Source organism: Escherichia sp. WS1152 (genome assembly GCF_046487665.1).
GTDB classification, from domain to species: Bacteria; Pseudomonadota; Gammaproteobacteria; order Enterobacterales; family Enterobacteriaceae; genus Escherichia; species Escherichia coli.
In genome coordinates, this window is record NZ_JBJQJA010000002.1 from 21884 (window position 1) to 46758 (window position 24875).

The window sequence follows — 24875 nt, forward strand, 5'->3', positions numbered from 1 at the left end:
ACGTTGTCGCCGTTATGGCGACAACGTGAATTATTTATGAGATAAATCTCCCGTGGCTAACGACATCCCCCGTCGTTGTGTATAGAATATTCCCCCGAAGTTTAAGGTTGGCACCTCCAGGTTGCCACGGCACACGAAACAGCGTTGGTCCCCATATACCGCTAAACTGAAACTGCAGCGAAGCAGTTAGCAGAGCCATGTATATCAGGTCTGTTTCGTGTGCTGAATTGTTGACGCATTTATTTATTGGTATCGCATGAACCCCATCGTAATTAATCGGCTTCAACGGAAGCTGGGCTACACTTTTAATCATCAGGAACTGTTGCAGCAGGCATTAACTCATCGTAGTGCCAGCAGCAAACATAACGAGCGTTTAGAATTTTTAGGCGACTCTATTCTGAGCTACGTTATCGCCAATGCGCTTTATCACCGTTTCCCTCGTGTGGATGAAGGCGATATGAGCCGGATGCGCGCCACGCTGGTCCGTGGCAATACGCTGGCGGAACTGGCGCGCGAATTTGAGTTAGGCGAGTGCTTACGTTTAGGACCAGGTGAACTTAAAAGCGGTGGATTTCGTCGTGAGTCAATTCTCGCCGACACCGTCGAAGCATTAATTGGTGGCGTATTCCTCGACAGTGATATTCAAACCGTCGAGAAATTAATCCTCAACTGGTATCAAACTCGTCTGGACGAAATTAGCCCAGGCGATAAACAAAAAGATCCGAAAACGCGCTTGCAAGAATATTTGCAGGGTCGTCATCTGCCGCTGCCGACTTATCTGGTAGTCCAGGTACGTGGCGAAGCGCACGATCAGGAATTTACAATCCACTGCCAGGTCAGCGGCCTGAGTGAACCGGTGGTTGGCACAGGTTCAAGCCGTCGTAAGGCTGAGCAGGCTGCCGCCGAACAGGCGTTGAAAAAACTGGAGCTGGAATGAGCATCGATAAAAGTTACTGCGGATTTATTGCCATCGTCGGACGTCCGAACGTTGGCAAATCCACATTGTTGAACAAACTGCTGGGGCAGAAAATCTCCATCACCTCCCGCAAGGCGCAGACAACTCGTCACCGCATTGTGGGGATCCATACTGAAGGCGCGTATCAGGCGATCTACGTCGATACACCGGGCCTGCATATGGAAGAAAAACGCGCCATTAACCGCCTGATGAACAAAGCGGCGAGCAGCTCTATTGGCGATGTTGAGCTGGTGATTTTTGTCGTTGAAGGCACCCGCTGGACGCCGGACGACGAAATGGTGCTCAACAAACTGCGCGAAGGCAAAGCGCCGGTAATCCTCGCGGTGAACAAAGTGGACAACGTGCAGGAGAAAGCCGATCTGCTGCCGCACCTGCAGTTTCTGGCAAGCCAGATGAACTTCCTCGATATCGTGCCAATCTCTGCCGAAACCGGGCTGAATGTTGACACTATTGCGGCAATCGTGCGTAAGCATCTACCTGAAGCGACTCATCACTTCCCGGAAGATTACATCACCGATCGCTCACAGCGTTTTATGGCGTCTGAAATCATCCGCGAAAAACTGATGCGTTTCCTCGGCGCTGAACTGCCGTACTCCGTGACCGTGGAGATCGAACGTTTCGTCTCTAACGAACGCGGTGGTTATGACATCAACGGTTTGATTCTCGTTGAGCGTGAAGGGCAGAAGAAGATGGTCATTGGCAACAAAGGGGCCAAGATCAAAACCATCGGGATTGAAGCGCGTAAAGACATGCAGGAAATGTTTGAAGCGCCTGTTCACCTTGAGCTGTGGGTAAAAGTGAAATCCGGTTGGGCCGACGACGAACGCGCACTGCGCAGTCTCGGTTACGTTGACGATCTTTAAGAGTAACTCCGATGGAAGGCTGGCAGCGCGCATTTGTCCTGCATAGTCGCCCGTGGAGCGAAACCAGCCTGATGCTGGACGTCTTCACGGAGGAATCGGGTCGCGTGCGTCTGGTTGCCAAAGGCGCACGCTCTAAACGCTCTACCCTGAAAGGTGCATTACAGCCTTTCACCCCTCTCTTGCTACGTTTTGGCGGGCGTGGCGAAGTCAAAACGCTGCGCAGTGCTGAAGCTGTCTCGCTGGCGCTGCCATTAAGCGGTATCACGCTTTACAGCGGTCTGTACATCAACGAACTTCTCTCCCGCGTACTGGAATACGAGACGCGCTTCTCTGAACTCTTTTTCGATTACTTGCACTGCATTCAGTCTCTTGCAGGGGTCACTGGTACGCCAGAACCCGCGCTGCGCCGCTTTGAACTGGCACTGCTCGGGCATCTGGGTTATGGCGTCAATTTTACCCATTGTGCGGGTAGCGGCGAGCCGGTAGATGACACCATGACGTATCGTTATCGCGAAGAAAAAGGGTTTATCGCAAGCGTCGTTATCGACAATAAAACGTTCACCGGAAGGCAGTTAAAAGCGTTAAACGCACGGGAATTTCCTGACGCAGACACACTGCGCGCCGCGAAACGCTTTACCCGCATGGCGCTTAAGCCGTATCTTGGCGGTAAACCTTTAAAGAGCAGGGAACTGTTCCGGCAATTTATGCCTAAGCGAACGGTGAAAACACATTATGAATGATGAGGATTGTCATGGCTGAATTACTGTTAGGCGTCAACATTGACCATATCGCTACGCTGCGCAACGCGCGCGGTACCGCTTACCCGGATCCGGTGCAGGCCGCGTTTATTGCCGAGCAGGCGGGGGCGGACGGCATTACCGTGCATTTACGTGAAGATCGCCGCCACATTACTGACCGCGATGTGCGCATCCTGCGTCAGACGCTGGATACCCGCATGAATCTGGAGATGGCGGTGACCGAAGAGATGCTGGCGATCGCGGTTGAGACGAAGCCGCATTTTTGCTGCCTGGTACCAGAAAAGCGTCAGGAAGTAACAACCGAAGGCGGCCTGGACGTTGCAGGGCAGCGTGAAAAAATGCGCAATGCCTGCAAACGTCTGGCGGATGCCGGGATTCAGGTTTCTCTGTTTATCGACGCCGATGAAGAGCAGATCAAAGCTGCGGCAGAGGTTGGCGCACCGTTTATCGAGATCCACACCGGTTGCTATGCTGATGCCAAAACTGACGCCGAACAGGCGCAAGAGCTGGCGCGTATCGCCAAAGCCGCGACCTTTGCCGCTAGTCTCGGTTTGAAAGTTAACGCCGGACACGGTCTGACCTATCACAACGTAAAAGCCATTGCCGCCATTCCTGAGATGCACGAACTGAATATCGGTCATGCCATTATTGGTCGTGCAGTGATGACCGGACTGAAAGATGCGGTGGCAGAAATGAAGCGCCTGATGCTGGAAGCGCGTGGCTAATGGCAATATTAGGTTTAGGCACGGATATCGTCGAGATCGCTCGCATAGAAGCAGTGATCGCCCGATCCGGTGAGCGCCTGGCACGCCGCGTATTAAGCGATAACGAATGGGAAATTTGGAAAACGCACCACCAGCCGGTGCGTTTTCTGGCGAAACGCTTTGCCGTAAAAGAAGCCGCAGCAAAAGCGTTTGGCACCGGGATCCGCAATGGTCTGGCGTTTAATCAGTTTGAAGTATTTAACGATGAGCTTGGTAAGCCACGGCTGCGACTGTGGGGCGAGGCATTAAAACTGGCGGAAAAGCTGGGCGTTGCAAATATGCATGTGACGCTGGCCGATGAGCGCCACTATGCTTGCGCCACGGTAATTATTGAAAGTTAAAAATAATACCGTTCTCTTTAAAAAGTAAAACCCCCGAACTGGTAAGGAACGGGGGTTTTACTTTGTAACTTTAATTTAGTGCAGCACGCACCCTCAACAACAGCGATTATGGATCAGGGTAGTTATCTTTTACAAGCAACTTGCAATCTTTATCATAAAAACTCGAGCCTTTACGAAGAAAGCGATATTGATGGCAAGATTAACGTGACCGCCAATTCGTAAGTACATTAAAATTGGTTTCGTTATTGGCGATTTTGCTGTGCTTTACACCATGCCACAGAATTCCCCCATTGAAACGAGTGGTGTCGTCAAAGCTCTGGTGTGGAGTGCAGCATGCACCCTCAATAACTCGCACGTTCAGTTTTGGGGAGATGTAAGGGCTAATCTGAACGGCTGCATTCCTTGTTTAAGGAAAAACGAATGACTGATTGCCGATACCTTATTAAACGGGCCATCAAAATCATCATTGCTGTTTTACAGCTGATCCTTCTGTTCTTATAACACAAGGAAACGTACTTAAGGTGCGTCCGGTGAACCAGTCGGACGCACCTTTAATAACTATAAATAAGTGTCTGGGCAGATACTATATAAATTAACTTAGTGAATGTTTATGCTAATAATCATCAATTAAATAAATATAATAGCGTTAAGGTTTCCCTATAAAATAATTAATACTCTACTTCAGGAGCAGAATATTAAATTTTATCCGCGTGGTGCATCAGCACAAATTTATCCCACAACTGTTCTTCTGTCTCGACATGTTGCGGATCTTTCACAATAGTATTGGGGATCGGGCACACCTTCTGGCAGGTTGGTGTCTCGTAGTGCCCTACGCATTCGGTACACTTATCGCTGTTAATCTCATAGATATGATCTCCCATTGAAATCGCCTCATTCGGGCATTCGGGTTCACACATATCACAATTGATGCATTTTTTAGTGATTAACAGCGCCATAAGGAAACTCTCAAAACAACACAAACCGGGCGGGCATTATACGCGCATTCTTTACTCAGACCAGTTTTTTCACCAGCGCTTCACTATGACGAATACGTTCTGGTGCCAGTTCCAGATCCTGCTGAATCAGCGCAATGAACAGCAAATCCGTTAACATTCCCTGCGCGTGACAAGCAGAGATTGAAGCACTGTTTGTCGCTTGTTCTTCGGCAATGGTATACAGGCAATGAGAAGCACGCTGTTGCAGGGCATTGGGAGTAAAGCCGGTAATCGCCAGCACTTTTCCGCCCACTCGCAGCATCTCATCTGCCGCCAGGTTTAACTCGCGTCGTACACCGGTGTAAGAAATGGCTAATAACAGATCGTCAGGGGACGACGCCTGTACGGTAGCGAGTAGCGCATGCATATCGCGCACTGCGGCAGCATTGAAGCCAATCTTCATCAGCTTCCAGGCAAAGTTTTGCGCCACCAGACCCGAAGCGCCAATACCGGTCAGAATTATCCGCCGCGCAGAGCGCAACATTGTTACGCATTCATGCAGTTTCTCTTCACTATTAACGTTTAGCGTTGCGTACATAGCGGCAGTATTTTCTTTAATCAGTTTTTCGCCGACCAGCCGTAACGGATCATCACCGCGGATTTGGTTATGAATGGGCACGGAGGGCGATTCCGGCTGGCTTGCCAGCGCTTCACTCAACGCCAACTTAAGCGCCGGAAAACCTTTATAGCCGAGTTTTTGCGCGAACTTCACGACGCTGGACTGACTGACTCCGGCTTCGTTGGCCAGTTGCTGAGAGCTTAAATGGCGCGCCGTATCAGGTTGTAGCAGCAGATAATCCGCCAGTTTTTTATCACTCTGGGCAAGCCCCTGGTAACGCTGACGGATACGAAGTAAGCCGTTCATATCTTTCCTCGCGATGAAATAGTGGCGACAACAGGCAATATGAGACACACGCGAGTGAATTTTATATTCCATTGCCGCTAATTGCCATGAATTAAAAATTCCAGTTAGCCATGATGCGGTCGATTGTTGCCGGAAAAGTGATGATCTATCTGTTAGGCTATGTAGTAGCGAAAATTAATCAGGATGTTTCAGTCCAGAGGAGTATGGTTTGGCAACTCACGAGCGTCGTGTGGTGTTTTTTGACTTAGATGGAACATTGCATCAGCAGGATATGTTCGGCAGTTTTTTGCGTTATTTACTGCGTCGCCAGCCGCTGAATGCGTTACTTGTCCTGCCGTTGTTGCCGATCATAGCCATTGCGTTATTGATAAAAGGTCGTGCGGCACGCTGGCCGATGAGTCTGCTTCTGTGGGGATGCACTTTTGGTCACAATGAAGCGCGTTTGCAGGCGTTGCAGGCCGATTTCGTACGCTGGTTTCGTGACAATGTTACCGCCTTTCCGCTGGTTCAGGAGCGATTAACCACCTACCTGTTAAGTTCCGATGCTGATATCTGGTTGATTACCGGCTCTCCGCAGCCGCTGGTTGAAGCGGTTTATTTCGATACGCCCTGGCTGCCGCGGGTTAATCTTATCGCCAGCCAAATTCAGCGTGGCTATGGTGGTTGGGTATTGACGATGCGTTGTCTGGGACATGAAAAGGTCGCACAACTGGAGCGCAAAATCGGCACGCCGCTGCGGCTGTACAGTGGCTATAGCGACAGTAATCAGGACAATCCGCTGCTTTATTTCTGTCAGCATCGTTGGCGAGTAACCCCGCGCGGTGAACTCCAGCAACTGGAATAGAGTAAAGCATAGCGTCCGTGTATAATGCGCCGCGCTTTTATAACCGGAGTTTTCTTTTTGTCTGAAGTCGAATTTAGCCACGAATACTGGATGCGTCATGCAATGACGCTGGCGAAGCGTGCCTGGGATGAGCGGGAAGTACCGGTCGGCGCGGTATTAGTGCATAACAATCGTGTTATTGGCGAAGGCTGGAACCGTCCGATTGGTCGACATGATCCCACCGCACATGCAGAAATCATGGCCCTGAGGCAGGGCGGTCTGGTGATGCAAAATTATCGTCTGATCGACGCCACGTTGTATGTCACGCTTGAACCATGTGTAATGTGTGCCGGAGCGATGATCCACAGTCGCATTGGTCGCGTGGTCTTTGGTGCGCGTGACGCGAAAACTGGCGCTGCGGGATCTTTAATGGATGTGCTGCATCATCCGGGTATGAATCACCGAGTGGAAATTACGGAAGGAATACTGGCGGATGAGTGCGCGGCGTTGCTCAGTGACTTCTTTCGCATGCGCCGCCAGGAAATTAAAGCGCAGAAAAAAGCGCAATCCTCGACGGATTAATTTTGTTTCTCTTCACTCCCTTTCCTGGAAAACAGCAGAGAGGGAGAATGGGTCAAATAGTTTGATGACGACTGGGAAAGAAACGAGAGAAAAGGAAATTTCTCTTTGCCCAACTCCGTAGGCGATACCGCCGGATAATTCTGCGCCAGTTGCATCGCCGCTTCTGTAGCCTGCTTCTCTTTCTCTTGCAGATAACCCACCAGGCTAATCTGATACTTACGAATATTTTCGACATAAGCGTAGGCTTCATGCCCACGAGCGTAGCCGTAAGTCAGCTTGCTGTAATAGGGTTTCTGGCTAAGTAAAGGCAGACGCTGTTTTACGTCAGCCCAACTGTCAGGATTCCCTTTGGTTTTTGCCGTCAGGGCGCGGGCATCCAGCATATGCGCATAGCCCATATTGTACGCAGCGAGGGCAAACCAGATCCGCTCGTTCTCCGGCACACTTTCCGGCACTTTACTCATCATATCCTGCAAATAACGCACGCCACCGCTGATGCTCTGTTCGGCATCGGTACGATCCGTAATGCCGAGGCTTTGCGCGGTATTTTTGGTTAACATCATCATGCCGCGCACACCCGTCGGTGAAGTGGCCTGTGCATCCCAGTGCGATTCCTGATAAGCAATAGCGGCCAGCAAACGCCAGTCAATTTCTTCGGCGTATTTCTCAAACAGGGGCTTTAACTGCGGCAGTACCGCATCGACGGCGCGTAAAAATGTGCGCGTATCGACGTAATCAAAATCATCGCCATGCCCCAGGTATTTCTCTTCAATGCGTGCCAGCGTACCGTCTTCATTCATTTCGTTGAAGAAGTCGAGCAGGGCGGCGGAAAGGGTATTATCGCCATCTAACGGGCTAAACCAAGTCACCGGTTGTTCATCGGTGATATCGAGCGCTACGGCGAGCTCCGGGTGAACGCGCTGAAACAGGCTGATGGCGACAGAATCAGCAATGGTGTAATCGAGTTTTCCTTCGATGACATCTTCCATTAATTCCGCAGAGCCTTTTTTGTCGTCTACCTTCCAGCTTAATTCCGGGAATTTTGTTTCTTTCAGGGTCTGGAGATCGTTAACCACCACATGACCCGGTGCAACGGTGAGTTGCTCCGCCGTCAGGTTGCCCAGCGTACGTGGGCGATACTGACCCACTTTATAAACCAGTTGTTGTGACACGGAATAATAGGTAGGGCCAGGCTGATAATTTTTTACCCGCTCACTGTTATAGACAAGTCCTGCCGCCAGCAGGTCGGCGTTACCATTATCGAGGTCGTCAAACAGCTGGCTGATATTCTGCCGCACGGTCACTTTCAGTTTTACACCGAGGTAATCGGCAAACTGTTTCGCCAGTTCGTAATCCAGGCCAAAAGGTTTCCCGTTGATTTCGTTATAAGTCAGGGGAGTATGAATGGTGCTCACACGCAACTCTCCCCGCGCTTGAATGGCGGCGATACGGTTGTCGGCTTTACCAAACCAGGGAATGGATGGCCAGAGAGCGACCGCGAGCAGCAGTGCCAGAATGCCGATGAACAGATAATTAATCTTTAATTTTTTCAATTAGTTAATTCTCTGTGTCGTGCGCGTCCCAGCTTGAAAAAACGTAATAATAGTGAAAGGTTTACTCATAAATGAGCGGCATTTTGCGTAAACCTGCGCCAGATGGCAACTTATTACAGCCATTGGCGGCACGCGTTGCTAATTCACGATGGTGATTTTATTTCCACGCAAACGGTTTCGTCAGCGCATCAGATTCTTTATAATGACGCCCGTTTCCCCCCCTTGGGTACACCGAAAGCTTAGAAGACGAGAGACTTATGATGGAAATTCTGCGTGGTTCGCCTGCACTGTCGGCATTCCGAATTAACAAACTGCTGGCACGTTTTCAGGCTGCCAGGCTCCCGGTTCACAATATTTACGCCGAGTATGTCCATTTTGCTGACCTCAATGCGCCGTTAAACGATGATGAGCACGCACAACTTGAACGCCTGCTGAAATATGGCCCGGCACTCGCCAGCCACGCCCCGCAAGGCAAACTCCTGCTGGTGACCCCGCGTCCTGGCACCATCTCTCCCTGGTCTTCGAAAGCGACCGATATTGCCCATAACTGCGGGCTACAACAGGTAAACCGCCTTGAGCGCGGCGTTGCTTACTATATAGAAGCCGGTACGCTGACCAATGAACAATGGCAGCAGGTTACCGCTGAACTGCACGACCGCATGATGGAAACGGTCTTTTTTGCTTTAGATGATGCAGAGCAGTTGTTTGCCCACCATCAACCGACTCCGGTTACCAGCGTTGATTTGCTGGGGCAGGGCCGTCAGGCGCTGATCGACGCTAACCTGCGTCTTGGCCTGGCTCTGGCGGAAGATGAAATTGACTATCTGCAGGATGCTTTCACAAAGCTTGGTCGTAACCCGAACGACATCGAGCTGTATATGTTCGCTCAGGCGAACTCTGAGCACTGCCGCCACAAAATTTTTAATGCCGACTGGATTATCGACGGTGAACAGCAGCCGAAATCGCTGTTCAAGATGATCAAAAATACTTTCGAAACCACGCCAGATCACGTTCTCTCTGCTTATAAAGATAACGCCGCCGTAATGGAAGGTTCTGAAGTGGGCCGCTACTTTGCTGACCACGAAACGGGCCGCTACGATTTCCATCAGGAACCGGCGCATATTCTGATGAAAGTCGAAACTCACAACCACCCGACGGCGATTTCTCCGTGGCCGGGCGCGGCGACCGGTTCCGGCGGTGAAATCCGCGATGAAGGTGCCACCGGGCGCGGCGCGAAGCCGAAAGCGGGTTTGGTTGGTTTCTCCGTTTCCAACCTGCGAATTCCTGGCTTCGAACAGCCGTGGGAAGAAGATTTCGGTAAGCCTGAGCGCATTGTCACCGCGCTGGACATCATGACCGAAGGCCCGCTGGGCGGCGCGGCGTTTAACAACGAATTTGGTCGTCCGGCACTGAATGGCTACTTCCGTACTTATGAAGAAAAAGTGAACAGCCACAACGGCGAAGAGCTGCGCGGTTATCACAAACCGATCATGCTGGCGGGCGGGATCGGCAACATTCGCGCCGATCACGTACAAAAAGGCGAGATCAACGTCGGTGCGAAGCTGGTCGTTCTCGGCGGCCCGGCAATGAACATCGGTCTTGGCGGCGGAGCGGCGTCTTCCATGGCGTCAGGTCAGTCTGATGCCGACCTCGACTTTGCTTCCGTCCAGCGCGACAACCCGGAAATGGAGCGTCGCTGCCAGGAAGTGATCGACCGTTGCTGGCAGCTTGGTGATGCCAACCCAATCCTGTTTATCCACGACGTTGGTGCAGGCGGTCTTTCTAACGCGATGCCGGAGCTGGTGAGCGACGGCGGACGCGGCGGTAAATTCGAACTGCGCGATATTCTGAGCGACGAACCTGGCATGAGCCCGCTGGAAATCTGGTGTAACGAATCCCAGGAACGCTACGTGCTGGCGGTTGCTGCCGATCAGTTACCGCTGTTTGACGAACTGTGTAAGCGTGAGCGCGCACCCTACGCGGTGATTGGTGAAGCGACCGAAGAACTGCATCTTTCTCTGCACGATCGTCATTTTGATAATCAGCCGATCGATCTGCCGCTGGACGTCCTGCTTGGTAAAACGCCGAAGATGACCCGCGATGTACAAACGCTGAAAGCGAAGGGCGATGCGCTGGTCCGTGAAGGGATCACCATTGCAGACGCGGTGAAACGCGTACTGCATCTGCCGACCGTGGCGGAGAAAACTTTCCTGGTGACCATCGGTGACCGCAGCGTAACCGGCATGGTGGCGCGCGATCAGATGGTGGGGCCGTGGCAGGTGCCAGTCGCTAACTGCGCGGTCACTACCGCCAGCCTCGACAGCTACTACGGTGAAGCGATGGCGATTGGCGAGCGTGCGCCGGTTGCGCTGCTGGATTTCGCCGCCTCTGCCCGTCTGGCGGTCGGTGAAGCGTTAACCAATATTGCCGCAACACAGATTGGCGATATCAAACGCATTAAACTTTCCGCCAACTGGATGGCGGCGGCAGGCCACCCAGGTGAAGATGCGGGCCTGTATGAAGCCGTTAAAGCCGTGGGCGAAGAGCTTTGTCCGGCGCTGGGCCTGACGATCCCGGTGGGTAAAGACTCTATGTCGATGAAAACCCGCTGGCAGGAAGGTAACGAAGAGCGCGAAATGACGTCGCCGCTGTCGCTGGTGATTTCTGCATTTGCCCGCGTGGAAGATGTACGTCACACCATCACGCCGCAGCTTTCTACCGAAGATAACGCACTGCTGCTGATTGATTTGGGCAAAGGCAATAACGCGCTGGGCGCAACGGCGCTGGCGCAGGTTTATCGTCAGCTTGGCGACAAACCGGCAGATGTACGCGATGTCGCGCAACTGAAAGGCTTCTATGACGCGATTCAGGCGCTGGTTGCACAGCGTAAGCTGCTGGCGTATCACGACCGCTCTGATGGCGGCCTGCTGGTAACGCTGGCGGAAATGGCCTTTGCTGGTCATTGTGGCATTGACGCGGATATCGCCACTCTGGGTGACGATCGCCTGGCGGCGTTGTTTAACGAAGAACTGGGTGCGGTCATTCAGGTTCGTGCCGCTGACCGTGAAGCGGTCGAGTCCGTACTGGCACAGCATGGGCTTGCGGATTGCGTCCATTATGTTGGGCAGGCGGTTTCCGGTGACCGTTTTGTGATTACCGCCAACGGGCAGACTGTATTCAGCGAAAGCCGCACTACGTTGCGTGTCTGGTGGGCAGAAACTACCTGGCAGATGCAGCGCCTGCGTGACAACCCGGAGTGTGCCGACCAGGAGCACCAGGCGAAATCAAACGACGCCGATCCTGGCCTGAATGTGAAACTGTCGTTCGATATCAACGAAGATGTGGCAGCACCGTATATTGCCACTGGCGCACGTCCGAAAGTTGCCGTGCTGCGTGAGCAGGGTGTGAACTCACATGTTGAAATGGCGGCAGCCTTCCACCGTGCAGGCTTCGATGCAATCGATGTGCATATGAGCGACCTGCTGGCTGGACGCACGGGCCTGGAGGATTTTCACGCCCTGGTCGCGTGCGGAGGTTTCTCCTACGGTGATGTGCTGGGTGCCGGTGAAGGTTGGGCGAAGTCTATCCTGTTCAATGACCGTGTACGCGATGAGTTTGCAACCTTCTTCCACCGTCCGCAAACGCTGGCGCTGGGGGTATGTAACGGTTGCCAGATGATGTCTAATCTGCGTGAACTGATCCCAGGTAGTGAGTTGTGGCCACGTTTTGTGCGCAATACCTCCGATCGCTTTGAAGCGCGTTTCAGCCTGGTTGAAGTGACCCAAAGCCCGTCGCTGCTGTTGCAGGGGATGGTGGGCTCGCAAATGCCGATTGCTGTCTCTCATGGTGAAGGGCGCGTGGAAGTGCGTGATGCGGCGCATCTGGCGGCGCTGGAAAGCAAAGGGCTGGTGGCACTGCGCTATGTCGATAACTTCGGCAAAGTCACTGAAACCTACCCGGCTAACCCGAACGGTTCTCCGAACGGTATTACGGCGGTCACGACTGAAAGCGGTCGAGTCACCATTATGATGCCGCACCCGGAACGTGTTTTCCGTACTGTCAGCAACTCCTGGCATCCGGAAAACTGGGGCGAGGATGGCCCATGGATGCGCATTTTCCGCAATGCACGTAAGCAGTTGGGGTAAGTCATCAGCCCATTGGTTTTGCAGCCCGGATGAGGCATTCACGCCGCATCCGGCATTAAATACCAACCGCTATTATAAGCTCCCAACTCAGGGAGCTTTTTTGTGTCTGTAAATCACGACAATGGGTGGTTTGCTGTGTCGCTTTTTGGTGACATTTAACTCATTGATTTTAATGTCATCTAATAAGTTTTTCTTAAGTTGTCTCTTTTTAGCGACACAGTGGCTGATTTACATTCAAATAGCGGGGAAGCCATAAACCCCTCAAAGCAACGTATAATCAGTACGTTACCAAACTATTTTCTTTATTGGCACAGTTACTGCATAATAGTAACCAGTGGCTCATTCACCGACTTATGTCAGCCCCTTCGGTACGTGCTACATAAAATTCGAATGACGCACAACAAGGTGCCTGCCGTCCAACTTCTGATATCAGCGTAGCTATATCAACCATCGGGCGAAACGTCGAGTTAGGCACCGCCTTATTCCATAACAAAGCCGGGTAATTCCCGGCTTTGTTGTATCTGAACTTCCCCTCGGTTAGCATCAGGCTATTCGCGTCTGACGAGAGTAACACCTTGAAACGCTGGCCCGTTTTTCCCCGCTCATTACGACAACTGGTAATGCTGGCATTTTTGCTGATTCTGCTACCCCTGTTGGTGCTGGCATGGCAAGCCTGGCAAAGCCTGAATGCGCTTAGCGATCAGGCGGCGCTGGTTAACCGCACTACGCTTATTGATGCCCGGCGCAGTGAAGCGATGACCAACGCGGCACTGGAGATGGAGCGCAGCTACCGTCAGTATTGCGTGCTGGACGACCCTACGCTTGCGAAGGTTTATCAAAGCCAGCGCAAGCGTTACAGCGAAATGCTCGATGCTCACGCAGGCGTGCTGCCTGACGATAAACTTTACCAGGCATTGCGTCAGGACTTGAACAATCTGGCCCAACTTCAGTGTAACAACAGTGGTCCCGATGCTGCTGCCGCCGCGCGTCTTGAAGCCTTTGCCAGTGCCAATACCGAAATGGTGCAGGCCACGCGCACCGTGGTGTTCTCTCGTGGGCAGCAACTTCAGCGTGAAATCGCCGAACGTGGGCAATATTTTGGTTGGCAATCGCTGGTGCTATTTCTGGTGAGTCTGGTGATGGTGCTACTTTTCACGCGGATGATTATCGGTCCGGTGAAAAATATCGAGAGGATGATCAACCGGTTGGGGGAAGGGCGTTCACTGGGCAATAGCGTCTCGTTCAGTGGACCGAGCGAGTTACGCTCGGTTGGGCAACGTATTCTTTGGTTAAGTGAGCGCCTGTCATGGCTGGAATCCCAACGCCATCAATTTTTAAGACATTTATCTCATGAATTAAAAACGCCACTGGCGAGTATGCGCGAGGGCACTGAATTACTGGCTGACCAGGTTGTCGGGCCGCTTACGCCAGAGCAAAAAGAGGTGGTGAGCATTCTTGATAGCAGCAGCCGCAATTTGCAAAAGCTGATCGAACAACTGCTTGATTACAACCGTAAACAGGCGGACAGTGCGGTGGAACTGGAGAATGTTGAGTTAGCACCGCTGGTGGAGACAGTAGTTTCTGCTCATAGCCTGCCCGCACGGGCTAAAATGATGCATACCGACGTCGATCTCAAAGCAACAGCTTGCCTGGCGGAGCCAATGCTGCTGATGAGCGTACTGGATAATCTTTACTCCAATGCGGTGCACTACGGGGCTGAATCCGGTAACATTTGCCTTCGCAGCAGTTTACATGGTGCGCGGGTTTATATTGATGTCATCAATACAGGCACGCCCATTCCGCAAGAGGAACGCGCCATGATCTTCGAACCCTTTTTTCAGGGAAGCCACCAGCGAAAAGGGGCGGTGAAGGGCAGCGGTCTGGGATTAAGCATTGCCAGGGATTGTATTCGCCGTATGCAAGGGGAACTGTATCTGGTCGACGAGAGCGGGCAAGACGTTTGTTTCCGCATTGAATTACCGTCGTCGAAAAACACGAAATAATACTAACAGCCTATCCCATCAGGCTATTTTATTTGCCAGTTCGGCCCCGGGCAGTGCTCGAAATCCTCACGTACGACGTGTACGCTCCGGTTTCTCCGCGCTGTCCATGTCCAGACTGTCTGCAACAATTACGCCCACTGGGATAGGCTTTAAGTCTGGTGAATATGCGACACATTTTTCAACGATTATTGCCCCGACGGCTGTGGCTGGCAGGGCTGCCATGTCTGGCATTGCTGGGTTGCGTGCAGAGTCACAATAAGCCAGCCATTGATACGCCAGCAGAAGAAAAAATTCCGGTTTATCAACTGGCTGACTATCTTTCTACTGAATGTAGCGACATCTGGGCGCTGCAAGGTAAATCAACTGAAACCAATCCGCTTTACTGGCTGCGGGCGATGGATTGTGCTGATCGTTTAATGCCTGCACAGTCGCGTCAGCAAGCCCGCCAATATGACGACGGCAGCTGGCAAAATACCTTTAAACAAGGGATTTTGCTCGCCGACGCCAAAATTACGCCGTATGAGCGCCGCCAGCTGGTCGCGCGTATTGAAGCGTTAAGTACCGAGATCCCGGCACAGGTTCGCCCACTGTATCAACTCTGGCGCGACGGTCAGGCGCTGCAACTGCAACTGGCGGAAGAGCGCCAACGCTACAGTAAACTCCAGCAGTCCAGCGACAGCGAGCTGGATACTTTGCGCCAGCAACATCACGTTCTACAACAGCAGCTGGAACTCACCACCCGCAAGCTGGAAAACCTGACCGATATTGAACGCCAGCTCTCAACTCGCAAACCGGCTGGAAATTTCTCGCCGGATACGCCGCACGAGGGTGAAAAGCCCGCGCCATCCACCCATGAGGTCACTCCTGATGAGCCATAAACCTGCGCATTTATTATTGGTCGATGACGATCCGGGATTGCTGAAACTGCTTGGCCTGCGCCTGACCAGCGAAGGCTACAGTGTGGTCACGGCGGAAAGTGGCGCTGAAGGATTACGGGTACTGAATCGCGAAAAAGTAGATTTAGTCATCAGCGACCTGCGGATGGATGAAATGGACGGTATGCAGCTGTTTGCTGAAATCCAGAAAGTGCAGCCGGGAATGCCAGTAATTATTCTTACCGCGCATGGTTCTATTCCCGATGCCGTTGCTGCAACACAGAAGGGCGTGTTCAGTTTCCTCACCAAGCCTGTCGATAAAGATGCGCTATATCAGGCAATTGACGATGCGCTGGAGCAATCCGCGCCAGCCACCGACGAACGCTGGCGCGAGGCGATTGTCACCCGCAGCCCGCTGATGCTGCGTTTGCTGGAACAGGCGCGGCTGGTGGCGCAATCAGACGTCAGCGTTTTGATTAATGGCCAGAGCGGCACCGGGAAAGAGATTTTTGCTCAGGCTATCCATAACGCCAGCCCGCGCAACAGCAAACCATTTATTGCTATTAACTGTGGTGCATTGCCCGAGCAATTGCTGGAGTCGGAGCTGTTTGGTCATGCGCGTGGCGCGTTTACTGGCGCTGTCAGCAATCGCGAAGGTTTATTCCAGGCAGCGGAAGGCGGTACGCTGTTTCTCGATGAGATTGGCGATATGCCCGCACCGTTGCAGGTCAAACTGCTGCGCGTGTTGCAGGAGCGTAAAGTGCGCCCGCTGGGCAGTAACCGCGATATTGATATCGACGTGCGGATTATTTCTGCCACTCACCGTGACCTGCCAAAAGCGATGGCGCGCGGGGAATTCCGTGAAGATCTCTATTACCGCCTCAACGTTGTCAGCCTGAAAATTCCGGCACTGGCGGAACGCACAGAAGACATTCCGCTACTGGCAAATCACCTGTTGCGCCAGGCGGCAGAGCGACATAAACCGTTTGTCCGCGCGTTCTCTACCGATGCGATGAAACGCCTGATGACCGCGAGCTGGCCGGGTAATGTGCGCCAGTTGGTCAACGTGATTGAACAGTGCGTGGCGCTGACCTCATCTCCGGTGATTAGTGATGCATTAGTAGAGCAGGCGCTGGAGGGCGAAAACACGGCGCTGCCAACCTTTGTTGAGGCACGTAATCAGTTTGAACTCAACTATTTGCGTAAGCTGCTGCAAATTACCAAAGGCAACGTCACCCACGCGGCGAGAATGGCGGGGCGCAACCGGACAGAATTTTATAAACTGCTTTCCCGACACGAGCTGGATGCAAACGATTTCAAGGAATGAATTGGCGTTATGTGTTACGTTTAGCAGATCAAAAGACAGGCGACCTTTTCAAGGAATAGCATGAAAAAGATTGATGCGATTATTAAACCCTTCAAGCTGGACGATGTCCGCGAAGCACTGGCTGAAGTCGGCATTACCGGCATGACGGTCACTGAGGTGAAAGGTTTTGGCCGCCAGAAAGGCCATACCGAGCTGTACCGCGGCGCGGAGTATATGGTGGATTTTCTGCCGAAAGTGAAAATTGAGATTGTCGTACCGGACGACATTGTCGATACCTGTGTCGATACCATTATTCGCACGGCGCAAACCGGCAAAATCGGTGACGGTAAAATCTTCGTCTTTGACGTGGCACGGGTCATTCGCATCCGTACCGGTGAAGAGGACGACGCGGCAATTTAAACCGCGTCAAGGGTTGCCGGATGTTTCCATCCGGCAACATCAAATCACAGCACCTTATGCGGGCCAAAGCATTCGTAATGAATGTTTTCCTGCTTCACGCCCAGATCCACTAACTGTTTCGCGGCAAACTGCATGAAGCCAACCGGGCCGCAGAGATAGAACTGCATTGTCGGATCGCTGAACGCACCTTCCAGTTTGCTCAAATCCATCAGACCTTCGCTATCAAACTGACCTTTAGCGCGATCGGCTTCGCTCGGCTGACGATACCAGGTGTGCGCGGTAAAGCGCGGCAGTGACTGCCCCAGTTCCTTAACTTCATCGGCAAAGGCGTGAACATCGCCATTTTCTGCCGCATGGAACCAGTTCACTTGTGCTGTGTGGCCTGCTTTTGCCAGCGTGTCGAGCATTGCCAGCATTGGCGTTTGACCAACACCGGCAGAGATTAACGTCACTGGTGTGTCATCTGCGACAGCCATAAAGAAATCACCTGCCGGAGCGACCAGTTTCACGACATCGCCAACATTGGCGTGATTGTGCAACCAGTTGGATACCTGCCCACCCTCTTCGCGTTTCACCGCAATACGATAGCCTTTGCCATCCGGTTTGCGAGTCAAAGAGTACTGACGAATTTCCTGATGCGGGAAACCTTCCGGCTTCAGCCAGACGCCGAGATATTGTCCCGGACGGTATTCTGCCACTGCGCCACCGTCGACCGGCTTCAGTTCGAAGCTGGTGATAAGCGCGCTGCGCGGTGTTTTAGCCACAATGCGGAAATCGCGAGTACCTTCCCAACCACCGGCTTTGCTGGCGTTTTCGTTATAGATTTCCGCCTCGCGATTGATAAATACATTAGCCAGTACACCATAGGCTTTACCCCACGCGTCCAGCACTTCCTGCCCCGGGCTGAACATTTCGTCCAGCGTTGCCAACAGGTGTTCACCGACGATGTTGTACTGTTCCGGTTTGATCTGGAAACTGGTGTGCTTCTGCGCGATTTTTTCTACCGCTGGCAGCAGCGCAGGCAGGTTTTCAATATTACTGGCGTAGGCGGCAATAGCGTTAAACAGGGCTTCACGTTGATCGCCATTACGCTGGTTACTCATGTTAAAAATTTCTTTGAGTTCTGGGTTATGAGTAAACATACGGTCGTAGAAATGGGCGGTTAACTTTGGCCCCGTTTCCACCAGTAAAGGGATGGTGGCTTTTACTGTAGCGATGGTTTGAGCGTCAAGCATATGGTCTTCCTTTTTTTGCATCTTAATTGATGTATCTCAAATGCATCTTATAAAAAATAGCCCTGCAATGTAAATGGTTCTTTGGTGTTTTTCAGAAAGAATGTGATGAAGTGAAAAATTTGCATCACAAACCTGAAAAGAAATCCGTTTCCGGTTGCAAGCTCTTTATTCTCCAAAGCCTTGCGTAGCCTGAAGGTAATCGTTTGCGTAAATTCCTTTGTCAAGACCTGTTATCGCACAATGATTCGGTTATACTGTTCGCCGTTGTCCAACAGGACCGCCTATAAAGGCCAAAAATTTTATTGTTAGCTGAGTCAGGAGATGCGGATGTTAAAGCGTGAAATGAACATTGCCGATTATGATGCCGAACTGTGGCAGGCTATGGAGCAGGAAAAAGTACGTCAGGAAGAGCACATCGAACTGATCGCCTCCGAAAACTACACCAGCCCGCGCGTAATGCAGGCGCAGGGTTCTCAGCTGACCAACAAATATGCTGAAGGTTATCCGGGTAAACGCTACTACGGCGGTTGCGAGTATGTTGATATCGTTGAACAACTGGCGATCGATCGTGCGAAAGAACTGTTCGGCGCTGACTACGCTAACGTCCAGCCGCACTCCGGCTCCCAGGCTAACTTTGCGGTCTACACCGCGCTGCTGGAACCAGGTGATACCGTTCTGGGTATGAACCTGGCGCATGGCGGTCACCTGACTCACGGTTCTCCGGTTAACTTCTCCGGTAAACTGTACAACATCGTTCCTTACGGTATTGATGCTACCGGTCATATCGACTACGCCGATCTGGAAAAACAAGCCAAAGAACACAAACCGAAAATGATTATCGGTGGCTTCTCTGCATATTCCGGCGTGGTGGACTGGGCGAAAATGCGTGAAATCGCTGACAGCATCGGTGCTTACCTGTTCGTTGATATGGCGCACGTTGCGGGCTTGGTTGCTGCTGGCGTCTACCCGAACCCGGTTCCTCATGCTCACGTTGTTACTACCACCACTCACAAAACCCTGGCGGGTCCGCGCGGCGGTCTGATCCTGGCGAAAGGTGGTAGCGAAGAGCTGTACAAAAAACTGAACTCTGCCGTTTTCCCTGGTGGTCAGGGCGGTCCGTTGATGCACGTAATCGCCGGTAAAGCGGTTGCTCTGAAAGAAGCGATGGAGCCTGAGTTCAAAACTTACCAGCAGCAGGTCGCTAAAAACGCTAAAGCGATGGTAGAAGTGTTCCTGGAACGCGGCTACAAAGTGGTTTCCGGCGGTACTGATAACCATCTGTTCCTGGTTGATCTGGTCGATAAAAACCTGACCGGTAAAGAAGCAGACGCCGCTCTGGGCCGTGCTAACATCACCGTCAACAAAAACAGCGTACCGAACGATCCGAAGAGCCCGTTTGTGACCTCCGGTATTCGCGTGGGTACTCCGGCAATTACGCGTCGCGGCTTCAAAGAAGCAGAAGCGAAAGAACTGGCTGGCTGGATGTGTGACGTGCTGGACAGCATCAATGATGAAGCCGTTATCGAGCGCATCAAAGGTAAAGTTCTCGACATCTGCGCACGTTACCCGGTTTACGCATAAGCGAAACGGTGATTTGCTGACAATGTGCTCGTTGTTCATGTTGGATGCGGCATGAACACCTTCTCAGGCCTACAAAATCTTGCAAATTCAATATATTGCAATCTCCGTGTAGGCCTGATAAGCGTAGCGCATCAGGCAATTTTTCGTTTATGATCATCAAGGCTTCCTTCGGGAAGCCTTTCTACGTTATCGCGCCATCAAATCTGTCGTAACTGCGCCTCAACATACAAATAGCCAATCCCCAGCACCTGTTGTGCGCGGCTTAATTGCCCGAAGCCAATTTGCGTCGCTTTCACGCTCGGTCCTTCGTCGCGGTCGAACGGGTTAAATCCTGTCTGGCGAATAATGGTATTAAGCCAGTGCTCACCAAAGGCACAACTGCGACCGTACAACCAAATCTGATTAATATTGAGGATGTTGAGGAAGTTATACAGACTCAAACCAATGGCATTGGCAGAGCGATCAACCCAGCTGGTGATCCACGGTTCTCCACTTTGCCAGGCAGCGATTAACTGCGCTGTAGTCAGTTTTTCAGGATCAAGCTGAGTATTAACCGGTTGTGATTTTAGCCATACCCGCGCCTGTTTTTTTAATGCGCTTAACGAGGCGACGGTTTCCAGGCAGCCGTAACGTCCACAGTCGCAGACGACGCCATCCGGATTAACGATGGTGTGACCAATCTGTCCGCTACCATACAAACTGCCGCGATAAATTTGCTCGTTAATCACGAACGACGAGCCAATGCCGTAATCAACGTTGATCACGCAGAAATCCCGTTCCTGCGAATTATTTTGCCATTTTTCCGCCAGCGCCAGCATCACGCAGTCATTATCGACCATCACCCGAATGCCGAGCTTCTCTTCCAGCAGATACTTCACCTCAACCGGCGTTGTCCAGGGCGCTTGCGGCATGGTTTGCGACACTCCGGTCACAGGATCAACCTGACCGTGGATTGCCAGCGCCAGATTGATGGTGCGGTCCGGCCACAATTTACGGTGGCGATGCCAGCATTTTTCGATTTCGGACAGCAGCGCCTGCGGCGTCGGTGCATCAATCTGTAAATACTCAAATTCACCTTTCGGACTTAAACAAGCATTAGCAACCTGACACTCAATACTGGTGGGCGTCACGTTCAGACACAGCGTCCAGTCACCCTCCGACGCAATCAGCCATGTACCGCTACTATGCCCGCGCGTCTGGCTTTCATCGTCGATATTCACCACCCGTTTTTCGCTTTCCAGTTCCTGCAAAATATTACTGACTGCCGGAATCGAAATTTGCGCCAGCCGGGCCAGCGTTGATTTATTGGCGCGCTTTTGCCGGTACAGCAGTTCCAGAATCACGCATTTGTTATGGTGGCGAATCTGTTGATTGTTAATGCAGGCTCTCATCTTCACTAAACCTTGTTTAGTTAATTGCGTGATTATTCCGCGAAAACATTGCCAGATTGTTCAATACACTGCCACAAATCTTTTAATTCAGTATGTCTTGTTAATATTGAGGGCACCATGACTCCAGTAAAAGTGTGGCAAGAGCGCGTTGAGATCCCGACCTATGAAACCGGGCCGCAGGATATACATCCCATGTTCCTCGAAAATCGCGTTTATCAGGGATCGTCCGGCGCGGTTTATCCCTACGGCGTGACCGATACGCTGAGCGAGCAGAAAACCCTGAAATCCTGGCAGGCGGTGTGGCTGGAAAACGACTACATCAAAGTGATGATCCTGCCGGAATTGGGCGGTCGGGTGCATCGCGCATGGGATAAAGTGAAACAGCGCGATTTTGTCTATCACAATGAAGTCATTAAACCTGCGCTGGTGGGGCTGCTGGGACCGTGGATCTCCGGTGGGATTGAGTTTAACTGGCCGCAACACCATCGCCCGACCACCTTTATGCCCATTGATTTCACCCTCGAAGCCCATGAAGACGGCGCACAGACGGTGTGGGTAGGCGAAACGGAGCCGATGCATGGTTTACAGGTGATGACAGGTTTCACCCTGCGCCCTGACCGGGCGGCGCTGGAAATCGCCAGCCGCGTCTATAACGGCAACGCCACACCGCGTCATTTCTTGTGGTGGGCCAACCCGGCAGTGAAAGGGGGGGAAGGGCATCAGAGCGTCTTCCCGCCGGATGTAACGGCGGTGTTTGATCACGGCAAACGGGCCGTCTCCGCTTTCCCTATCGCCACCGGCACTTACTACAAAGTGGACTACTCCGCTGGAGTGGACATTTCTCGCTATAAAAATGTGCCTGTTCCAACCTCATATATGGCTGAAAAATCACAGTACGATTTTGTTGGCGCGTGGTGTCACGATGAAGATGGCGGTTTGCTACACGTTGCCAACCACCATATTGCGCCAGGTAAAAAGCAGTGGAGCTGGGGACACAGTGAATTTGGCCAGGCGTGGGATAAGAGCCTAACTGATAATAACGGCCCGTATATCGAACTGATGACCGGTATTTTTGCCGATAACCAGCCCGATTTTACCTGGCTTGATGCTTACGAAGAGAAGCGTTTTGAGCAGTATTTCCTGCCTTATCATTCTTTGGGCATGGTGCAAAATGCCTCCCGCGATGCGGTGATAAAACTCCAGCGTAGTGAGCGGGGGATTGAGTGGGGGCTGTATGCCATCTCTCCGTTGAACGGATACCGCCTGGCGATCCGCGAAATCGGCAAATGCAACGCGTTACTTGATGATGCCGTGGCACTGATGCCTGCGACCGCCATCCAGGGCGTGTTGCACGGTATCAATCCTGAAAGGCTGACCATTGAGCTCTCCGATGCCGACGGCAATATTGTACTGAGTTATCAGGAACATCAGCCGCAAGAGTTGCCGTTGCCGGACGTCGCCAAAGCGCCACTGGCAGCACAAGACATTACCAGTACAGATGAAGCCTGGTTTATCGGTCAGCATCTGGAGCAATATCATCACGCTAGCCGTTCACCGTTCGATTACTACCTGCGCGGCGTGGCGCTGGATCCGCTGGATTACCGCTGTAATCTGGCGCTGGCGATGCTGGAGTATAACCGCGCAGATTTCCCGCAAGCGGTGGCGTATGCCACTCAGGCGCTGAAACGCGCACATGCGCTGAACAAAAATCCGCAGTGCGGACAGGCGAGTTTGATTCGCGCCAGTGCTTACGAACGTCAGGGACAATATCAACAAGCCGAAGAGGATTTCTGGCGTGCGGTCTGGAGCGGCAACAGTAAAGCCGGAGGCTATTATGGTCTGGCACGACTGGCGGCGCGTAATGGTAACTTCGACGCGGGTCTGGATTTTTGCCAACAAAGTCTTCGCGCCTGCCCAACCAATCAGGAAGTGCTTTGCCTGCATAATCTGCTGCTGGTGTTAAGTGGTCGTCAGGACAACGCGCGTTTGCAGCGCGAGAAACTGCTGCGCGATTATCCGCTGAACGCCACTCTGTGGTGGCTGAACTGGTTCGATGGTCGTAGCGAATCAGCTCTCGCGCAGTGGCGCGGTCTGTGTCAGGGACGCGACGTTAACGCCCTGATGACCGCCGGGCAACTGATTAACTGGGGAATGCCCACCCTGGCGGCAGAGATGCTGAACGCACTGGACTGCCAGCGCACGCTGCCGCTTTACCTGCAAGCCAGCTTGCTGCCGAAAGCCGAACGTGACGAACTGGTCGCAAAAGCCATTGATCTCTTCCCGCAGTTTGTCCGTTTCCCGAATACGCTGGAAGAAGTGGCGGCGCTGGAGAGTATTGAAGAGTGCTGGTTTGCTCGCCATTTACTGGCCTGCTTCTACTACAACAAACGTAGCTACAACAAAGCCATTGCCTTATGGCAACGTTGCGTAGAGATGTCGCCGGAGTTTGCCGACGGCTGGCGCGGGTTAGCGATCCATGCGTGGAATAAGCAACACGATTATGAGCTGGCCGCGCGTTATCTTGATAATGCTTATCAGCTTGCGCCGCAGGATGCACGTCTGCTTTTCGAACGGGATTTGCTTGATAAGTTAAGTGGAGCCACACCGGAGAAACGACTGGCGCGTCTGGAAAATAATCTGGAAATTGCGCTGAAACGCGACGACATGACCGCAGAACTGCTCAATTTGTGGCATCTCACGGGGCAGGCAGACAAAGCGGCGGACATTCTCGCCACGCGCAAATTCCACCCGTGGGAAGGCGGGGAAGGGAAGGTCACCAGTCAGTTTATCCTCAACCAGTTATTACGCGCCTGGCAGCATCTTGATGCCAGACAGCCGCAGCAGGCCAGCGAACTGCTTCATGCCGCGCTGCATTATCCGGAGAATTTAAGCGAAGGCCGTTTAACGGGGCAAACTGATAACGACATCTGGTTCTGGCAGGCGATATGCGCCAACGCGCAGGGCGATGAAACTGAAGCGACGCGTTGTTTACGTCTGGCGGCGACTGGCGATCGCACCATTAACATTCACAGTTATTACAACGATCAGCCGGTTGATTATCTCTTCTGGCAAGGAATGGCGCTGCGACTGCTGGGCGAACAACAAATCGCACAGCAACTGTTTAGTGAAATGAAACAGTGGGCGCAAGAGATGGCGAAAACCAGTATCGAAGCGGATTTCTTTGCCGTCTCGCAACCTGACTTGTTGTCGCTGTATGGCGATTTACAACAGCAGCATAAAGAAAAATGCCTGATGGTGGCGATGCTGGCGTCCGCGGGACTCGGGGAGGTTGCGCAATATGAGTCTGCTCGCGCTGAATTGACGGCGATTAATCCGGCCTGGCCGAAAGCGGCATTATTCACCACTGTGATGCCTTTTATTTTTAACTACGTTCACTAA

The 24875-nt window shown here is 52.3% G+C and carries 20 protein-coding genes; 15 read left to right on the top strand and 5 right to left on the bottom strand.

What is annotated here, in order from left to right:
- The first annotated feature begins 256 nt into the window (after positions 1-256).
- The 6 genes from rnc (at position 257) to shoB (ending at position 4203) form a co-directional block, all read left to right on the top strand.
- Positions 257-937, top strand: a complete 681-nt coding sequence (rnc, locus tag ACJHW7_RS04050) for a ribonuclease III (RefSeq protein ID WP_001068343.1) — start codon at positions 257-259, stop codon at positions 935-937.
- Complete coding sequence (era, locus tag ACJHW7_RS04055) at positions 934-1839, top strand: GTPase Era (RefSeq protein ID WP_000020749.1); 906 nt, start codon at positions 934-936, stop codon at positions 1837-1839. The genes rnc and era overlap by 4 nt, the downstream gene beginning before the upstream one ends.
- An 11-nt stretch (positions 1840-1850) precedes the next feature.
- Entirely contained in the window at positions 1851-2579 is a 729-nt protein-coding gene (recO, locus tag ACJHW7_RS04060) for a DNA repair protein RecO (RefSeq protein WP_000399404.1), read from the top strand.
- An 11-nt stretch (positions 2580-2590) separates the two neighbouring features.
- Complete coding sequence (gene pdxJ, locus ACJHW7_RS04065) at positions 2591-3322, top strand: pyridoxine 5'-phosphate synthase (protein WP_001307950.1); 732 nt, start codon at positions 2591-2593, stop codon at positions 3320-3322.
- The gene (acpS, locus tag ACJHW7_RS04070; protein WP_000986037.1) at positions 3322-3702 is read left to right on the top strand and encodes a holo-ACP synthase; all 381 of its coding nucleotides are present in this window, start codon (positions 3322-3324) and stop codon (positions 3700-3702) included. The genes pdxJ and acpS overlap by 1 nt, the downstream gene beginning before the upstream one ends.
- A gap of 420 nt (positions 3703-4122) precedes the next feature.
- A complete protein-coding gene (gene shoB, locus ACJHW7_RS04075; RefSeq protein WP_000128773.1) occupies positions 4123-4203 on the top strand; it encodes a type I toxin-antitoxin system toxin ShoB in 81 nt (26 codons plus the stop codon).
- A 194-nt stretch (positions 4204-4397) separates the two neighbouring features.
- Here shoB and yfhL read toward each other — a convergent pair whose 3' ends face one another.
- Both yfhL and ACJHW7_RS04085 read right to left on the bottom strand, forming a co-directional pair.
- Entirely contained in the window at positions 4398-4658 is a 261-nt protein-coding gene (gene yfhL, locus ACJHW7_RS04080) for a 4Fe-4S dicluster ferredoxin YfhL (protein WP_001196285.1), read from the bottom strand.
- Between the two features lie 55 nt (positions 4659-4713).
- Complete coding sequence (locus ACJHW7_RS04085) at positions 4714-5562, bottom strand: MurR/RpiR family transcriptional regulator (RefSeq protein ID WP_001013779.1); 849 nt, start codon at positions 5560-5562, stop codon at positions 4714-4716.
- A gap of 208 nt (positions 5563-5770) precedes the next feature.
- On the opposite strand from ACJHW7_RS04085, the gene yfhb reads away from it, so the two are divergent.
- Both yfhb and tadA read left to right on the top strand, forming a co-directional pair.
- Positions 5771-6406 (top strand): phosphatidylglycerophosphatase C, encoded by a 636-nt coding sequence (yfhb, locus tag ACJHW7_RS04090; RefSeq protein WP_000190644.1) that lies wholly within the window; start codon positions 5771-5773, stop codon positions 6404-6406.
- Between the two features lie 57 nt (positions 6407-6463).
- A complete protein-coding gene (gene tadA, locus ACJHW7_RS04095; RefSeq protein ID WP_001301544.1) occupies positions 6464-6967 on the top strand; it encodes a tRNA adenosine(34) deaminase TadA in 504 nt (167 codons plus the stop codon).
- Here the strand turns inward: tadA and mltF are convergent.
- Positions 6964-8520 (bottom strand): membrane-bound lytic murein transglycosylase MltF, encoded by a 1557-nt coding sequence (mltF, locus tag ACJHW7_RS04100; RefSeq protein ID WP_021557092.1) that lies wholly within the window; start codon positions 8518-8520, stop codon positions 6964-6966. The two genes, tadA and mltF, sit on opposite strands and share 4 nt — an antisense overlap.
- A gap of 257 nt (positions 8521-8777) precedes the next feature.
- Here mltF and purL point away from each other — a divergent pair, with 257 nt between their 5' ends.
- The 5 genes from purL (at position 8778) to glnB (ending at position 17269) form a co-directional block, all read left to right on the top strand.
- Entirely contained in the window at positions 8778-12665 is a 3888-nt protein-coding gene (purL, locus tag ACJHW7_RS04105; protein WP_000970087.1) for a phosphoribosylformylglycinamidine synthase, read from the top strand.
- A gap of 575 nt (positions 12666-13240) precedes the next feature.
- The gene (gene qseE, locus ACJHW7_RS04110; RefSeq protein ID WP_001297612.1) at positions 13241-14668 is read left to right on the top strand and encodes a two component system sensor histidine kinase QseE/GlrK; all 1428 of its coding nucleotides are present in this window, start codon (positions 13241-13243) and stop codon (positions 14666-14668) included.
- A gap of 164 nt (positions 14669-14832) precedes the next feature.
- A complete protein-coding gene (qseG, locus tag ACJHW7_RS04115; protein WP_021557091.1) occupies positions 14833-15546 on the top strand; it encodes a two-component system QseEF-associated lipoprotein QseG in 714 nt (237 codons plus the stop codon).
- Entirely contained in the window at positions 15536-16870 is a 1335-nt protein-coding gene (gene glrR / locus ACJHW7_RS04120; RefSeq protein ID WP_001307948.1) for a two-component system response regulator GlrR, read from the top strand. Before qseG ends, glrR begins: the two co-directional genes overlap by 11 nt.
- A 60-nt stretch (positions 16871-16930) precedes the next feature.
- Positions 16931-17269, top strand: a complete 339-nt coding sequence (glnB, locus tag ACJHW7_RS04125; protein ID WP_000717694.1) for a nitrogen regulatory protein P-II — start codon at positions 16931-16933, stop codon at positions 17267-17269.
- A 44-nt stretch (positions 17270-17313) separates the two neighbouring features.
- Here the strand turns inward: glnB and hmpA are convergent, their stop codons facing one another.
- Positions 17314-18504: an NO-inducible flavohemoprotein gene (gene hmpA / locus ACJHW7_RS04130; RefSeq protein WP_021557090.1), complete on the bottom strand. Its 1191-nt coding sequence runs from the start codon at positions 18502-18504 to the stop codon at positions 17314-17316.
- A gap of 327 nt (positions 18505-18831) precedes the next feature.
- Between hmpA and glyA the strand changes: the two genes are divergently transcribed.
- Entirely contained in the window at positions 18832-20085 is a 1254-nt protein-coding gene (gene glyA, locus ACJHW7_RS04135) for a serine hydroxymethyltransferase (RefSeq protein ID WP_000919159.1), read from the top strand.
- A gap of 197 nt (positions 20086-20282) precedes the next feature.
- Here glyA and ACJHW7_RS04140 read toward each other — a convergent pair whose 3' ends face one another.
- Positions 20283-21476, bottom strand: coding sequence for an ROK family protein (locus tag ACJHW7_RS04140; protein WP_072847839.1), 1194 nt, complete (start codon positions 21474-21476; stop codon positions 20283-20285).
- Positions 21477-21593: 117 nt separating this feature from the next.
- On the opposite strand from ACJHW7_RS04140, the gene ACJHW7_RS04145 reads away from it, so the two are divergent.
- Positions 21594-24875 carry a DUF5107 domain-containing protein gene (locus ACJHW7_RS04145; protein WP_040234883.1) on the top strand — a complete coding sequence of 1094 codons (3282 nt, stop codon included), beginning with the start codon at positions 21594-21596 and terminating at the stop codon, positions 24873-24875.